General features: G+C 47.2%; 16 protein-coding genes. 8 read left to right on the top strand and 8 right to left on the bottom strand.

Annotated elements, in window-relative coordinates; genetic code table 11:
• Nucleotides 1–134 precede the first annotated feature (134 nt).
• Entirely contained in the window at nt 135–1235 is a 1101-nt protein-coding gene (locus KUA46_RS04575) for an AAA family ATPase (protein ID WP_022121167.1), read from the top strand.
• Nucleotides 1236–1343: 108 nt separating this feature from the next.
• Here the strand turns inward: KUA46_RS04575 and KUA46_RS04580 are convergent, their stop codons facing one another.
• The 3 genes from KUA46_RS04580 to KUA46_RS04590 all read right to left on the bottom strand — a co-directional run bounded on the left by KUA46_RS04580 (nt 1344) and on the right by KUA46_RS04590 (nt 2567).
• A complete protein-coding gene (locus KUA46_RS04580; RefSeq protein WP_153087173.1) occupies nt 1344–1859 on the bottom strand; it encodes a GNAT family N-acetyltransferase in 516 nt (171 codons plus the stop codon).
• 285 nt (nt 1860–2144) lie between these two features.
• Complete coding sequence (locus tag KUA46_RS04585; RefSeq protein WP_153072405.1) at nt 2145–2240, bottom strand: smalltalk protein; 96 nt, start codon at nt 2238–2240, stop codon at nt 2145–2147.
• A gap of 90 nt (nt 2241–2330) precedes the next feature.
• The gene (locus KUA46_RS04590) at nt 2331–2567 is read right to left on the bottom strand and encodes a hypothetical protein (RefSeq protein ID WP_153072447.1); all 237 of its coding nucleotides are present in this window, start codon (nt 2565–2567) and stop codon (nt 2331–2333) included.
• A gap of 644 nt (nt 2568–3211) precedes the next feature.
• Here KUA46_RS04590 and KUA46_RS04595 point away from each other — a divergent pair.
• Entirely contained in the window at nt 3212–3460 is a 249-nt protein-coding gene (locus tag KUA46_RS04595; protein WP_218486516.1) for a hypothetical protein, read from the top strand.
• A 21-nt stretch (nt 3461–3481) separates the two neighbouring features.
• Here KUA46_RS04595 and KUA46_RS04600 read toward each other — a convergent pair whose 3' ends face one another.
• Genes KUA46_RS04600 through rsmG form a run of 5 tightly spaced genes read right to left on the bottom strand, consistent with a single transcriptional unit; the run spans nt 3482 to nt 7443 of the window.
• Entirely contained in the window at nt 3482–3991 is a 510-nt protein-coding gene (locus KUA46_RS04600; RefSeq protein WP_218486517.1) for a hypothetical protein, read from the bottom strand.
• 30 nt (nt 3992–4021) lie between these two features.
• Nucleotides 4022–5512 carry an ATP-binding cassette domain-containing protein gene (locus tag KUA46_RS04605; protein WP_218486518.1) on the bottom strand — a complete coding sequence of 497 codons (1491 nt, stop codon included), beginning with the start codon at nt 5510–5512 and terminating at the stop codon, nt 4022–4024.
• Nucleotides 5513–5517: 5 nt separating this feature from the next.
• Nucleotides 5518–6093 carry a crossover junction endodeoxyribonuclease RuvC gene (gene ruvC / locus KUA46_RS04610; protein ID WP_006846693.1) on the bottom strand — a complete coding sequence of 192 codons (576 nt, stop codon included), beginning with the start codon at nt 6091–6093 and terminating at the stop codon, nt 5518–5520.
• Between the two features lie 35 nt (nt 6094–6128).
• Nucleotides 6129–6773, bottom strand: coding sequence for an MBL fold metallo-hydrolase (locus KUA46_RS04615; protein WP_218486519.1), 645 nt, complete (start codon nt 6771–6773; stop codon nt 6129–6131).
• A gap of 43 nt (nt 6774–6816) precedes the next feature.
• Nucleotides 6817–7443, bottom strand: coding sequence for a 16S rRNA (guanine(527)-N(7))-methyltransferase RsmG (gene rsmG / locus KUA46_RS04620; protein ID WP_040552760.1), 627 nt, complete (start codon nt 7441–7443; stop codon nt 6817–6819).
• Nucleotides 7444–7628: 185 nt separating this feature from the next.
• Between rsmG and KUA46_RS04625 the strand changes: the two genes are divergently transcribed.
• The 6 genes from KUA46_RS04625 (at nt 7629) to KUA46_RS04650 (ending at nt 13712) form a co-directional block, all read left to right on the top strand.
• Nucleotides 7629–8312, top strand: coding sequence for an HAD family hydrolase (locus tag KUA46_RS04625; protein WP_117586532.1), 684 nt, complete (start codon nt 7629–7631; stop codon nt 8310–8312).
• A 36-nt stretch (nt 8313–8348) separates the two neighbouring features.
• Nucleotides 8349–9167, top strand: a complete 819-nt coding sequence (gene panB, locus KUA46_RS04630; protein ID WP_117694810.1) for a 3-methyl-2-oxobutanoate hydroxymethyltransferase — start codon at nt 8349–8351, stop codon at nt 9165–9167.
• Nucleotides 9168–9235: 68 nt separating this feature from the next.
• A complete protein-coding gene (locus KUA46_RS04635; RefSeq protein WP_218486520.1) occupies nt 9236–10456 on the top strand; it encodes an MFS transporter in 1221 nt (406 codons plus the stop codon).
• Nucleotides 10457–10644: 188 nt separating this feature from the next.
• Nucleotides 10645–11640 carry an AAA family ATPase gene (locus tag KUA46_RS04640; protein ID WP_117586534.1) on the top strand — a complete coding sequence of 332 codons (996 nt, stop codon included), beginning with the start codon at nt 10645–10647 and terminating at the stop codon, nt 11638–11640.
• Nucleotides 11641–11737: 97 nt separating this feature from the next.
• Nucleotides 11738–12607 carry a DUF58 domain-containing protein gene (locus KUA46_RS04645; protein WP_006846686.1) on the top strand — a complete coding sequence of 290 codons (870 nt, stop codon included), beginning with the start codon at nt 11738–11740 and terminating at the stop codon, nt 12605–12607.
• Between the two features lie 28 nt (nt 12608–12635).
• Complete coding sequence (locus KUA46_RS04650) at nt 12636–13712, top strand: BatD family protein (protein WP_218486521.1); 1077 nt, start codon at nt 12636–12638, stop codon at nt 13710–13712.
• Nucleotides 13713–13771: the final 59 nt, after the last annotated feature.

Here is a 13771-nt window from a genome sequence, read left to right on the forward strand (position 1 = left end):
AAAAATACATTATTTTTCTTTTCTTGCATAAATTATTGCTTTCGTTTGAAGAATTATTGTTATCTTTGCACCCGAAAATAAGATGCTCCGGAAAGAACATCAATTAGAAAAAACGAAAAATATTTACTTGATATATGAATCAGATTAAGAAGATTGTACTGACGGGTGGACCTTGTGCGGGCAAGACTACCGCTATGGTTAAGGTGATTGAACATTTCTCCAGTCTCGGCTATAAGGTCTTTACCATTCCCGAGGTTCCAACCATGTTCACCCAGGCGGGCATGAATTATCTCACCTCCAACAAGGATTTTTTCTTCGAGGGCGAGAAGGCTACTTTCCAGACTCAGATCAACCTGGAAGACAGTTTCCAGCGCATGGCTGAAACATTGCAGCAGCCGGTCATCATCGTCTGCGATCGTGGTACGATGGATATTTCTACCTATCTCACTCCCGATTTCTGGCACCGCATCATCTCTGAAGAGGGTTATACAGATGCCCAGCTTCGCGACCGCTATGATGCTGTGCTGCATCTGGTGAGTGCTGCTGATGGTGCCGAGCAGTTTTATACTACAGCCAACAATGCGCAGCGCCTGGAGAAGGCCGATGAAGAAGGACTGAAGATAGCGCGCGAGTTGGACAAGAAGATTGTTTCTGCATGGAAGGGTCATCCTCATCTCAGGGTAATCAATAACCACGAAGATTTCAACAACAAGCTGAACCGTGTGCTCAAGGAGATAAGCAATGTGCTTGCCATTCCGCAGCCGATAGAGGAGGAGCGAAAATATATCGTGAAGCTGACGGGCGAGGTTCCTAATGCGATAGACAGCGATATTGTTCAGACTTATCTTACGGGTGAGCCGGGTAGCGAGATTCGTCTTCGCCGTCGCGGTTTCGAGGGAGGCAAGTATGTGTATGTTCACACCACCAAGAAGCGTATTTCAGACAATGAGCAGATAGAGACCGAGCGACAGATTAATGCCAATCTTTACGAGAGTATGCTTCAGCAGGCTGACCCTTACCGCCAGCGCATTCATAAGCATCGCAAGAGTTTTATCTGGAAGGGCCAGTATTTCGAGCTCGACGAGTTTCTTGAGCCGGTTTCCGACCTGATGATTCTTGAAACCCGCGGCATTTCTGCCAACGAGAGTGTGAAGTTTCCTCCTTTCATTCAGGTGCTGGAGGATATTACGGGCAACAGCAAATATTATAATTATAACATAGCGCTGAAGCGGTAAAGTCAGCCGAAAATGTAAAAAGTTACGGAGCTAATTCATATTCTCCGTAACTTTTTACATAAACCACTCACTTTTGGTGTTATTGAGTTTCATCATTCTATTTCTCCTTTATCCGTTGTACTTGAACACCTTGACCATTTCCTTGTCGCCACCCACAAGCTGGCTACATCTGTTCAGCATTCCGGTGTCTGAGAAACCGCATTTCTCCATGACTCTTCCTGATGCAGGATTGCCTGTGAAATGGTCTGCCCAGATGTTTTCGAAATGCTTCTCGTTGATGCAGTAGTCAAGCATCAGCTTCAAGGCTTCGGTGCAGATTCCTTGGTTCCAAAATGGCTTTCCTACCCAATAGCCCACCTCACAGTCGTTTTCTCCGATAGGGATGTTGCTGGTTTCATGGGTGTAGTAGCCGATGCAGCCGATAGCCTCGCCAGTCTCTTTCAATACAATCGCCCATGTCGTGTCATTATGGAAGAATGTCCGGATTATCTCCCGACTTTCTTCTACAGACTTATGCGCCGGCCATCCAGCACGTGGTCCTACGTCAGGGTCGGAGGCGTACTTGAAGAGCGCCTCTGCATCTGATTCCTGCCAATATCGAAGTAAAATTCTTTCTGTTTCCATCAGATTATTTCAATGAAATTCTTCGTTCTTTATTTTGTTATCTACTGAACTTTCGCCCACACGCCCTGAACCAACGGTCACCGGCCGAAGGGAAAGGTAAAGGGCAGAAGCCCGTACTTGAACCACATACGAAAGTTCAATTATTAATTTTTAAGGCAAAGATAATAAAAAAAAGGAAAATGAGCAAAAAAATGATGATTTTTTACTCGTTTCCCTTTAACTTTCTTTGGAAATCCTTAATGACCTTAATGACCGTGACCTTAATGACCGGATTTCTCAGTTTTTTTATCCCATGCAGCTCGTTACTCCGAGCGTAGTAGCGATAGCGGTTAGTATGCTGATGGCTATCTGCAGAATTGTTTTCCAAGTGTTCGCTTTCATTTTGTTGAATGTTGAGTGTTGAATGTTGATTTTTTTGGGGGGCGGATAGGCTGGGCTAGGGGCTAGTACCCTAGCCAGTCTATCCTTGGGCTATTCAAGGCCGTCGCCAGTATCGTCCTTGCCAGTAGTGCCGCCGGTTGATTCAGAGCCTTGGCCTTCGCTGCCGGTCTGACCGGTGCTTGAACCACCTGGGGTAGAACCGCCTGGCGTATTATCCGGAGTGGTTGGGGCGTTGAGGTCAACGTTGGTCTTACCCTCCTTCTTCGCCTGGTTGATTTCCAGAAGATTTGCGTTCACGCTACGCATTACGATGCTGTAATTAATCATAGTCGTTTGTAGTATGTTTAGAGTCCTTTGTTTTGCAACTCCCCAGAACGCCCCGTTCCTGCCGTTTTCGAGGTCTTCATTGATGACCGGCGCCTGCCATCATTTATGACCCGCGTTGGTCTTAAGAGAAGACCCGAGCAAGGCACAAAAGGCTGTTCTTTCGATTGCCGGTGCAAAGATACAACATTTTCGGACAGAATGCAAGCTATTACCCTAACTTTCTATGCTGAAAATTGCGTAAGTGGCTGATAGATAATACTTTCTATCGTTTTCTATCAGAACTTTATTGCAGAAACATTGCAAAACAGGAAAATACGCATTGAAGGTAGCCGAAGAAACGTGAAAAGCGGTCATTAAGGTCAAGGTCATTAAGGTCATTAAGCACTTTTCGCTCGCTCTCTTTTCTTATAATATAATATTAAAATTATTTAATATTATATTATATATATATTCCGTTCCCCCCGAAACCCTTAATGACCTTAATGACCTTGACCTTAATGACCGGGGAACACCAGTTTTTGAATGTTTGTTTGTGGTATAAATACTTTACATTTGCAAAATGAGTATTGGGAGGATGCTTATAGGTATTGAGTTGATAATATGTCATTTTTGGTCATTAAGGTCAAGGTCATTAAGCTTTTTGCATGAAGTTTAGAATCCGCTTTTTAAAAAAAAAACGACCTGTGTTTGCATACGTTTGTAACTGTTTGAATGATAGTGTGAAAGCTTTTCTAATTGCCTGGAATTCTAAAGTTTTTGCCCTTGCAGGGCGTGTGGAGCCTACATGCGAAACTTCAGTAAATCATGTGTTTTTAAAAGAAAACCTCTCCCTCAGCAAATCAACAGCTAAGGAAGAGGTTTGTACAGTTGGTCTTTTTGAAGACCGATTATAACTTAAAAATATTTGAATTTTCTTAAAGCTTTGACCAGTCGATGCTGCGGATAAATGCCAAGGTTGAAACCCAATCGCAGTCGAGGCAGAAAGGAGTAGGAACATCCGGGGTGTTGTAATAAGCCAGGGTAAACTCTGTATCTGCATCCTTAAATGCCTTGTGGTCGATGGTTGCCTGCTTGAAAAACTGGGTTACGAGCGGCTTGTTCTTGCTAGAAGCCTCCTTCAGTCGCCTCTGATAGAGCGTAATATAAACGCTCATGGCGTAGGCCTGCTCGTTGAGATAGCGAACCTTGATGTTCAAGGTGTCCTTGCTCAGATTCTTGTCGAGCATTACATACGGTGGCAGAATCTTGCTGCGCATGTAGGTCATTGCGTCAAACTTGAAGAGGGCTGTACGGCGCTCGTCCATGCTCTTCGTGGTGTCGTTGATGATTGCATCAGAAGTGCGGAGCACCTCGTTTAATACATCCTGGGCGCTTGCCTTAGCCATGCTGAGGGTGAGCGCAAATAATAATATTATGTATCTCATCTTTCTGAAATTATTAATTATCAATTCTTTTTAATCGTTGGTGTGGCGCAAGAGGAAGATGCTGTGGTCGATGCACGCTGGCAATTCTTCCTTATAATGCGTTACCATGATCATGGTTTTGTTCTGACGGCGACAGAAGGCTTCGATGACGTCTTTTACGAGTCGGCGGTTGCGGTTGTCGAGTCCGTGGAGCGGTTCATCGAGAATCAGCAGTTCCGGATCCTTGACAAAGGCTCGTGCCAGGAGAACGAGGCGCTGTTCGCCGCTGGAGAGCTTCAGGAAACCACGGTCTTCAAGACCTTCCAGTCCAAATACTTTCATCCAGAAGCGGCACTTGTCCATATCTTCTTCCTTTGGTTTTACATAGAGACCTACGGAATCCATCAGTCCGCTTGCCACGATGCGGATGGCTGGCAGGTCGCGCTGGTAAGAGCGGTGAAGCTCAGGCGATACGTAGCCGATGTGCTTCTTGATGTCCCAGATGCTTTCGCCGCTGCCTCGAGGATTGTCGAAGAGGGTAATGTCGCAGGCGTAGCTCTGCGGATTGTCGGCACAGACCAGACTGAGGAGTGTACTCTTTCCGGCTCCGTTCTGTCCGCTCAAAGCCCATCGTTCGCCGTTCATCACGGTCCAGTCGAGGTCCTTGAGGATGATTCGCTCGCCATACTGTATGCGCACCTTGTTCATCTTCACCACTTCCCGGGTGTGATATTCGCGGTCGCTGTAAGGCTGGTCAACGATGGCCTGTTCCAACTCCGGACTCAGCACATGGGCTGGCACGGATTCTCTGCCGGCAAGATATTCTGCGAGGGTTACCTTAGGCAGAACCTTCATATCCTTCACTTCTACCACGTGGGTGATGAAATCAGGAATATCATCGCTCTTGCTCAATACGAGGATAATCTGCAGGGCTCGCTCAGAAGAGAGGGTCTTGAGCAGTTCCTTCAGCTGGTCGCGGGTTTCAGCATCGAGTCCGATAAACGGATTGTCCATGATGAGCACGCGAGGCTCTGAGAAGAGGGTAGAGGCAAGTTTGAACTTGCGGAGCTCGCCACTTGAGAGCAGGATGGTGTATTTGTCCATCAGGTGCTGCATGTGGAAGAGTTCGTAGATGTGCTGCTGCAGGGCTCTGCGCTCCGGAGTGTCTTCGCCGGCCATCTGGTAGGCTTCTTCCAGCTTGTCCTTTACGATAGGCGTGTTCTCGTCTATCTCGAGCTGGTTCCAGCGCTGCTGCAGGAAATAAGTGCGGTCGTTATCGCCTCCGTAGGTGTCGCGGAAGGTAATATACTTGATGTTGTCGCTCACCATTGTCTTCTGACTAGGTGAGAAATCGTAATCAGGGTCGTGCATCAGGAGTGGGTGGCGACCTACGATGATGTCGACAAACATTGATTTTCCTCCACCGTTCGGACCTACGATAGCGATGTGTTCACCATCGCACGCCTCGAAGTTTACGGGTTCTGCCATACGCCATTCAGGCATACGGGTAACACCATTTTTAATGCTAATAATCTTTTGCATCTCTCTTATTTTTTTATTCTACTCTGATTCTTTGTTGCAAAGTCTTTCCAGCTGCTGTAGTGCTTGGCGTCGGTCTCCGGGCGGTTCATCTGCAGAAAGTGGCAGTAGGCTGCCCCCAGCGCATCGGTAGCGTCCATGAACTTCGGCATTTCGTCTTGCTGAATATGGAGCAGTCGCTGCAGCATTCCCGCCACCTGTTCCTTCGAAGCCTGTCCCTGTCCCGTAATGGCCATCTTGATTTTGAGCGGCGCATATTCGTGGATAGGAACGCTGTGATGAATGGCGGCTGCGATGGCTACTCCCTGCGCTCTGCCTAGCTTGAGCATCGACTGCACGTTCTTGCCGAAGAAGGGGGCTTCGATGGCCATCTCATCGGGCAGATAGCTGTCGATGATGCCGGTTACGCGGTCGAAGATCTTGCCCAGCCGGAGATAGGGATCGCTCTCTTTGCGCATGTCGATGACGCCCATCACCACCAGTTCGGCCTTGTTGCCGATGATGCGGATTACGCCATAGCCCATCACGTTGGTTCCGGGGTCAATGCCGAGAATGATCTTCTCTGTATTCGATTTCTTGATCATCGCTGATAAATCTCCTGACTTTTAAAAATGCTGTTTTAACGGTCCATATATGGATTGTGAGCGAGTTCTTCGCCTATGCTGGTGTATTCGCCATGACCCGGGAGGACCTGGGTTTCATCAGGCAACTGACCGAGATGGCGCAGACTGTTGATGATGCGGAACATGCTGCCTCCAGGGAAATCGGTTCTGCCGATAGAGCTGTGGAAGAGGGTGTCGCCGGTGAAGGCTACGTGCTCTGCCTCGCAATAGAAGGTGACGGAACCGCTGCTGTGGCCCGGAGTGGCGATGACCTGGAACTCGTGGTTGCCGAACTTGATGACCTCTTCATCTTCGAAGAATTTGCCAATCGGCGGAAACTGGTAATCGAGTTGCATCTGATAGAAGGTTTCTGCCTGCTTGGCGAGTCCCTTCATCAGTTTTTCATCTGCTGCCGATACTTCAGGTTTCAGTCCGAACTCCTGATAGATGGTGTTGTTGCCGAAGTTATGGTCAAGATGGCCATGGGTTACGAGCAGGTGAACGGGCTTGAGCTGGTTCTCCTTAATATATTGTGTAATAGCCGTCCGCTCTTCCGGATAGAAGGCGCCGCAATCGATGATGACGCATTCCTTGGTCTCATCGCTCACCACGTAGCAGTTTTCCTGCAACATGTTTACTTGAAATCTTTCTATATGTAACATTTCTTACTTTGAACTTTATGATTACTTTTCACTCTTCACTCTTCTAAGCCGGAACGTAAACCAGTTGCTTGTCCTGGCTGAACCATTCTTCATCGAAGAAAGTGCTGAGCGGAGTGATTTCTGAAATCTTGAAGTATTGCTTCAGTTCTTCTTTCAGATTGCCGCCTTTCAGACACAGAAGTCCGTTAGGCAGAGCGTTTTGCCCCTTCTGCTTAAAGTTTTTCTTGATAATCTTCATCAGGTCAGGAAGCTGCATTACCGCACGGCTTACCACGAAATCGTACTTGCCTTTTTCGTCCTCTCCGCGCAGGTGCTCTGCCTTGAGATTCTGCAGATTGATGGCCGTAGCCACCTCGTTGCAGACTCTTATTTTCTTGCCCGTTCCATCTATCAGCTTGAACTTGCATTCAGGGAAGAGGATAGCGAGCGGAATGCCCGGGAAACCTCCGCCGCAGCCGAAATCGAGAATCTCCGTGCCCGGACGGAAATGGATGGCTTTGGCTATTGCCAGAGAATGGAGCACGTGGTGCTCGTACAGATTATCGATGTCCTTGCGGCTGATGACATTGATTTTGCTGTTCCAGTCGCGGTATAATGCATCGAGTGCCTCGAACTGCTTTTTCTGCTCTTCCGTGAGGTTCGGGAAGTATTTCTCTATTATTTCTATCATATAATTATATGTATTCTTCTTTATTTCTACTGATTTTTCTGCAAAGGTAGTGTAAAAAATCGGAAAACACGTAATAAAAATATCAAAATCTGTCAGATTATGCTCGTATATTAAGTTTTTTGCGTAACTTTGCACCCGTTTTCAATATAATTTAAGCAAAAATAGATAAAAACAGACAAGGAAATATGATAAAAGCAGCACTCTTCGATCTGGATGGCGTGGTTTTCGATACAGAATCACAGTACTCCATCTTCTGGGGAATGATAGGCAGGGAGTATCATCCGGAAATGCCCGATTTCGAATATCGCATCAAAGGACAGACTCTGGTTCAGATTTACGACAAGTATTTCACCGATGAAGCCGTCTTCGCCCACATCGAAGGTTTTACAGGCGCAAAGGAGGAACAGGCTAAGATTACAGCCCGACTGGATGAGTTTGAAAAGACCATGCAGTATGAATATATTGCAGGGTTCGAAGACTTCATCAGCGACTTGAAGCAGCATGGCGTAAAATGCGCTGTGGTAACGAGCAGCAACATTCAGAAGATGCTGAATGTTTATGAACGTCACCCGGAATTCAAGGCTTATTTCGACCGCGTGCTGACCAGCGAGGATTTCGCCGAGAGCAAGCCTCATCCAGACTGCTATCTGAAAGGTGCAGCCTATTTCGGTGTGGAACCGGAGGACTGTGTAGGGCTGGAAGACAGCTTTAACGGACTGAAGGCGGTGAGAGCTTCAGGAGCCTTCACCCTAGGTCTTGCCACAACGAACAGCAGAGAAGCCATCCAGCCGCTATCCGACTATGTGATAGATGATTACAGAGGTTTCAGCTTTGCTGACTTGCAGCGCATCGTGGAGAATGCGAAATAGATTCAACGCAGAACAATAAATAAAACAAAATAAAAAATGGGATATTTATCTACTGACAAGAAGAAAATTACCACCAAGACCTTCGCAGAAATGAAGAAGGCTGGCGAGAAAGTAACCATGCTGACAGCATACGACTTTACAACAGCCGGAATTATAGATGCTGCAGGAATTGACTCTATATTAATAGGTGATTCGGCCAGCAATGTGATGGCAGGAAATGCAGACACATTGCCGATTACCGTAGACCAGATGATTTATCACGCCCGCAGCGTGGCACGCGCCTGCCAGCATGCTTTCGTGGTTTGCGACATGCCTTTCGGCAGCTATCAGGTCAGCAAGGAAGAGGCGCTGCGCAATGCTTGCCGCATGATGAAGGAGACGGGTGTAGACGCTCTGAAACTGGAAGGCGGCGTAGAAATCTGCGACACGGTTAAGGCGCTGGTTAATGCCGGAATCCCGGTTCATGGTCATCTCGGACTTACCCCGCAGAGCGTGAATAAGTTTGGCGGTTATGGCATTCGTGCCAAGGAAGAGGCTGAGGCACAGAAACTTATCAGCGACGCCATTGCGCTGGACGAAGCAGGCTGCTTTGCCATCGTGCTGGAGAAGGTTCCTGCTAAGCTCGCTGCTGAAGTAAGCAAGAAGGTAAAGGCTGTAACCATCGGAATCGGTGCTGGTAACGGCTGCGACGGACAGGTTCTGGTTTATGCTGATGCACTCGGAATGACACAGGGCTTCAAGCCTAAGTTCCTGCGCCACTTTGCTCAGGTAGGCGAGGAAATGACTAAGGGTGTGAAGGCTTATATTGATGCGGTGAAGACCGTAGATTATCCTAGCGCTGAAGAGAGTTACTAACATTAACTCTCTTTTTCGTGAAGTGTAAGAGAGTATAAATAAGATAGATTCATAAAGAGTTTAGAATAATGGATACACAAAATACACCAGTACATATCAAGCTGTGGCACAAGGACTTCTGGCGATTATGCTTTGCCAACCTCTTGCTGATGTCGAGTGTGTACATGCTCATTTTTGCCATTCCTTATATCCTGCTTCAGGAGAAGTATCAGATGTGGCAGATAGGGTGTGTGCTTCTTGCATACGGCTTTGGACTGTTTCTGTTTGGCGGCTTCTGCTCTTATCTGGTGCAGCGCTACCGCAGGAATATGGTCTGTCAGCTTTCCATTTTAGGTGTGGTTGTTTGCCTTTCGGTTCTTTACTATCTGGATACGTTCTGGAACATCAGGTTTTCTTTTGAGGTTCTTCTGGCGGTCCGTTTCCTGTTGGGAGCATTTCTGGGGCTGGCTCAGATGTCGCTTGCCAGTACGCTGGTTATTGATTCCTGCGAGTCGTTCCAGCGCACCGAGGCTAATTACATTACCTCCTGGTTTGCCCGCTTTTCGATAGCCGTAGGACCCTTGGTGGCATGTTTTGTTTACAACTATTTCGGCATGAGCTATGTTTTCCCTACGTCTTCGTTGCTGGCTTTGGGAGCCTTCGTGCTGGTTTCTCGCGCCAAGTTTCCTTTTAAGGCACCTGCCGAAGGAATCAAGACTTTCAGCCTCGACCGCTTCTATCTGCCACAGGGAACTCCGCTGTTTGTCAATATCATCCTGATTACTTTTTCTGCGGGATTATACTTTTCTGTGCCTCATTCCTCTGGCATTTTTCTGATGATTTTTGGAGGATTGGTCTTGGCGTTCCTGGCAGAAAAGTTTGTCTTTGCTGATGCAGATCTGAAGAGTCAGATAATAGTAGGTCTGGTACTGCTGGGAGCAGCTCAGCTGATTTCGTTCGGAACTCAGGAGCTTGCTGTAGAAATCGTGGTTCCAACCTTGCTGGGTTTCAGCTTGGGAATCATTGGAAGCCGTTTTCTGCTCTTCTATATCAAGCTTGCCAAACATTGCCAGCGCGGCACGAGCGTGAATTCGTTCTTCCTGGCTTGGGAGTTGGGATTGAGCTTGGGATTCGGTCTCGGATTCATGTTCCATAATCTTCCGGCGAGAGCGCATTTTGACGTAGATCATCCTGTGTATAATATGGTTGAATCAGGGATGTTGCACTATGCGCTTCTTTTTACAATCGTATCGTTGCTGGTATACAATTTCTTGGTTCATCCTTGGTACATGAAGCATAAAAACAGATAAAATATTTGAAATCTAGTTTGTTTCATAAAAGCTATTCTTTAAAAGAACCTAAAAATAGCTTTTATGAAACATTTTTAATATTATTTAGATAGGTTTTTTCGCTTTTGTGGCTTAATTTGAGTACTTTTGCGTTTGGTTTTGGAAATATATTGTTTGAATTAAGAAATTAAACGTAAAAATATAGAATTATGGCAGAAGCTATTGATATCCGCGAATTGAATATCCGGATAGAACAACAAAGTCAGTTTGTTACCAATCTGGTAATGGGCATGAATAAGGTAATCGTAGGTCAGAAACACCTCGTAGATTGCCTCCTTATCGGTCTTCTCTCTGATGGTCATATCCTGCTTGAGGGTGTACCTGGACTGGCGAAGACACTTGCAATCAAGACATTGTCACAGCTTATCAGCTCCGACTATAGCCGCATTCAGTTTACTCCTGATCTGTTGCCTGCCGATGTGGTGGGTACTCAGATTTATTCACAGAAAGATGAGGCTTTCCATGTAAAGCGCGGTCCTGTCTTCGCCAATTTTGTTTTGGCAGATGAGATTAACCGTGCCCCAGCCAAGGTGCAGAGTGCGCTGCTCGAAGCCATGCAGGAACACCAGGTTACCATTGGCGATGAAACCTTCAAACTGCCTAGTCCGTTCCTGGTAATGGCTACACAGAACCCTATCGAGCAGGAAGGAACCTATCAGTTGCCTGAAGCACAGGTAGACCGTTTCCTGCTGAAGGTAATCATCGATTATCCTACACTGGAAGAGGAGAAGCTCATCATCCGCGAGAATATTCAGGGCGGACTTCCTGAGGTTACTCCTGTAACTTCAGCCGAGGAGATTCTGAAGGCTCGCAAGATAGTAAACGAGGTTTATCTCGACGAGAAGATTGAGCAGTATATTGCCGATATCGTCTTTGCTTCACGTTATCCTGAGCGCTACGGACTGGGCGAGCTGAAAGACATGATTACCTTCGGCGGCAGTCCTCGTGCCAGCATCTCTCTTGCCAAGGCAGCCAGAGCCTATGCGTTTATCAAGCATCGCGGCTATGTGATTCCTGAAGATGTAAGAGCTGTAGCCCATGACGTAATGCGTCATCGTATCGGCCTTTCTTACGAGGCTGAGGCAAGCAATGTGACAAGCGAGGAAATCGTAAGCCGCATCATTAATAAGGTGGAAGTGCCTTGATAATGTAAGTGAAGAGTGAAGAACGAAGAGTGAAAAATTCGCTTGCTTCACTAATCATAAAGTTCAATGTTCAAAATTCAAAGTTCAAAGTAATAAGTTGGATACACAAGATATCTTAAAAAAGGTTCGGAAGATAGAAATCAAGACTCGCGGACTGAGTCAGAACATCTTCGCAGGTCAGTATCATTCTGCCTTCAAGGGTAGGGGAATGGCCTTTGCCGAGGTGCGCGAATATCAGTATGGCGATGATGTGAGAGACATCGACTGGAACGTGACCGCCCGCTTTCATAAGCCTTACGTCAAGGTGTTTGAAGAGGAAAGGGAACTGACGGTGATGCTGCTCGTAGACGTCAGCGGGTCGCTCGATTTCGGTACGATGAAGCAGATGAAGCGCGATCTGGCTACTGAGATTGCTGCCACACTCGCCTTCAGTGCCATTCAGAACAATGACAAGATAGGTGTCATCTTCTTCTCTGACCGTATCGAGAAGTACATTCCGCCTAAGAAAGGAAGAAAGCATATTCTCTATATCATCAGAGAAATGCTCAACTTCCAGCCGCAGAGCCAGCGTACCGACATCGGTTGCGCCCTGGAATATTTCACCCGCGTGATGAAACGCCACTGCACAGCTTTCGTAATCAGCGACTTCTACGATCATAAGGATTTCCAGCATCAGTTGCAGATTGCCAACCAGAAACATGATGTAGTAGCCATCCAGGTTTACGACCCGCGTGCCAAGGTGCTGCCAGATGTAGGACTGCTCAAGGTGATGGATGCAGAAACCGGACACGAAATGTATATTGATACAAGTTCGAAGAAACTGCGAATGGCCCATACCCAGCAATGGCTGATGCAGCAGGAGAATCTGAAAACCGACTTTGCCAAAAGCAAGGTCGACTGGACTTCGATTGCCACTAACGAGGACTTCTCGAAGGCGCTCCTGATGCTTTTCAAGCAGAGGGGCTGATAAACCGAAAGCTCAAAGTAAAGAAACTATGTTTAAAGTAAAGAATATCATATTGTCGCTCGCTCTCCTGGGGTGCTCAGGCTTGGCTCAAGCCCAGCAGGTAGAGCAACGCATCGACTCGCTGCAGATACTGATAGGACAGCAGACCGTGCTGCATCTGAAGGCTTCGGTAAAGCAGGGCGATAAGGTGCAACTGCCATCTTTCAAGCCGCAGCAGCAAATTACGCCTGGAGTGGAAGTGGTAGAGCAGAGTAAGGGCGACACTTCGCACATAGGCGACGACCGCATGGTGGTGAGCCGCGACTATACGCTGACTTCATTTGACGAAAAGGTGTACGTGATTCCTGCGCTCAATGTGAAGGTAAACGGCAAGAACTGTCATGGCAACCAGCTTGCGCTGAAGGTGCTCACCGTGCCCGTAGATACGGTTCATCCCAACCAGTTCTATCCGCCTAAGGATGTTCAGGATAATCCTTTCTCCTGGAGCGAATGGAGTGCGCTGTTCTGGTTGAGCCTATTGCTGTTAATCCTCTGTGGCGCATGGCTTTATCTGCGCAACAGACTGAAGAACAACAAGCCAATCATCACCCATATCCGCATCGTAAAACGTGTTCCGGCTCATGAAAAGGCGCTGAATCAAATCAACGTCATCAAGCAGCAGCACGTAGAGAATCAGGAAACACAGAAGGCTTACTACACCCAGCTTACCAATACGCTGAGAGAATATATCGTGAGCCGTTTCGGATTCAATGCGATGGAAATGACCAGTATGGAAATCATCGAACGTTTGCGCGAAGCAGGCGACCAGAAGATGATTGATGAACTGAAGGAACTCTTCCAGACTGCCGACCTCGTGAAGTTTGCCAAATATGAAACCCTGGTGAATGAGAACGACGCAAACCTGGTGAATGCCATCAACTTCATCGACCAGACCAAGACAGATGAGAAACCTACAGAAGAAAAGGTGGTTCCGCAGCTGACCAATGAAGAGCAGAAGACGCAATCTCAGCGCCGCCTCATCAAGTCGCTCCTCTGGATAGGAGTCATCGTAGGTCTGACTCTGTTGGGTTACATCATTTATCAGTCAGCCATGCTGCTGATGTAAAGCAGGGTGTTCTTATGAAACGTTTCGCCGGGCAAAGCGGTTTATTCCGCAACTCTTTG

Origin of the sequence: Segatella copri (assembly GCF_019249765.2) — a bacterium.
GTDB classification, from domain to species: domain Bacteria; phylum Bacteroidota; class Bacteroidia; order Bacteroidales; family Bacteroidaceae; genus Prevotella; species Prevotella copri_K.

Bases quoted from the DNA above. Each gene is read 5' to 3' on its own strand.
- KUA46_RS04635 (WP_218486520.1), top strand. From the start codon at position 9,236: ATGGATACACAAAATACACCAGTACATATCAAGCTGTGGCACAAGGAC.
- KUA46_RS04640 (WP_117586534.1), top strand. From the start codon at position 10,645: ATGGCAGAAGCTATTGATATCCGCGAATTGAATATCCGGATAGAACAA.
- KUA46_RS04615 (WP_218486519.1), bottom strand. From the start codon at position 6,773: ATGTTACATATAGAAAGATTTCAAGTAAACATGTTGCAGGAAAACTGC.
- KUA46_RS04625 (WP_117586532.1), top strand. From the start codon at position 7,629: ATGATAAAAGCAGCACTCTTCGATCTGGATGGCGTGGTTTTCGATACA.
- KUA46_RS04585 (WP_153072405.1), bottom strand. From the start codon at position 2,240: ATGAAAGCGAACACTTGGAAAACAATTCTGCAGATAGCCATCAGCATA.
- KUA46_RS04575 (WP_022121167.1), top strand. From the start codon at position 135: ATGAATCAGATTAAGAAGATTGTACTGACGGGTGGACCTTGTGCGGGC.
- KUA46_RS04580 (WP_153087173.1), bottom strand. From the start codon at position 1,859: ATGGAAACAGAAAGAATTTTACTTCGATATTGGCAGGAATCAGATGCA.
- KUA46_RS04605 (WP_218486518.1), bottom strand. From the start codon at position 5,512: ATGCAAAAGATTATTAGCATTAAAAATGGTGTTACCCGTATGCCTGAA.
- panB (WP_117694810.1), top strand. From the start codon at position 8,349: ATGGGATATTTATCTACTGACAAGAAGAAAATTACCACCAAGACCTTC.
- rsmG (WP_040552760.1), bottom strand. From the start codon at position 7,443: ATGATAGAAATAATAGAGAAATACTTCCCGAACCTCACGGAAGAGCAG.
- ruvC (WP_006846693.1), bottom strand. From the start codon at position 6,093: ATGATCAAGAAATCGAATACAGAGAAGATCATTCTCGGCATTGACCCC.
- KUA46_RS04590 (WP_153072447.1), bottom strand. From the start codon at position 2,567: ATGATTAATTACAGCATCGTAATGCGTAGCGTGAACGCAAATCTTCTG.
- KUA46_RS04600 (WP_218486517.1), bottom strand. From the start codon at position 3,991: ATGAGATACATAATATTATTATTTGCGCTCACCCTCAGCATGGCTAAG.
- KUA46_RS04650 (WP_218486521.1), top strand. From the start codon at position 12,636: ATGTTTAAAGTAAAGAATATCATATTGTCGCTCGCTCTCCTGGGGTGC.
- KUA46_RS04595 (WP_218486516.1), top strand. From the start codon at position 3,212: ATGAAGTTTAGAATCCGCTTTTTAAAAAAAAAACGACCTGTGTTTGCA.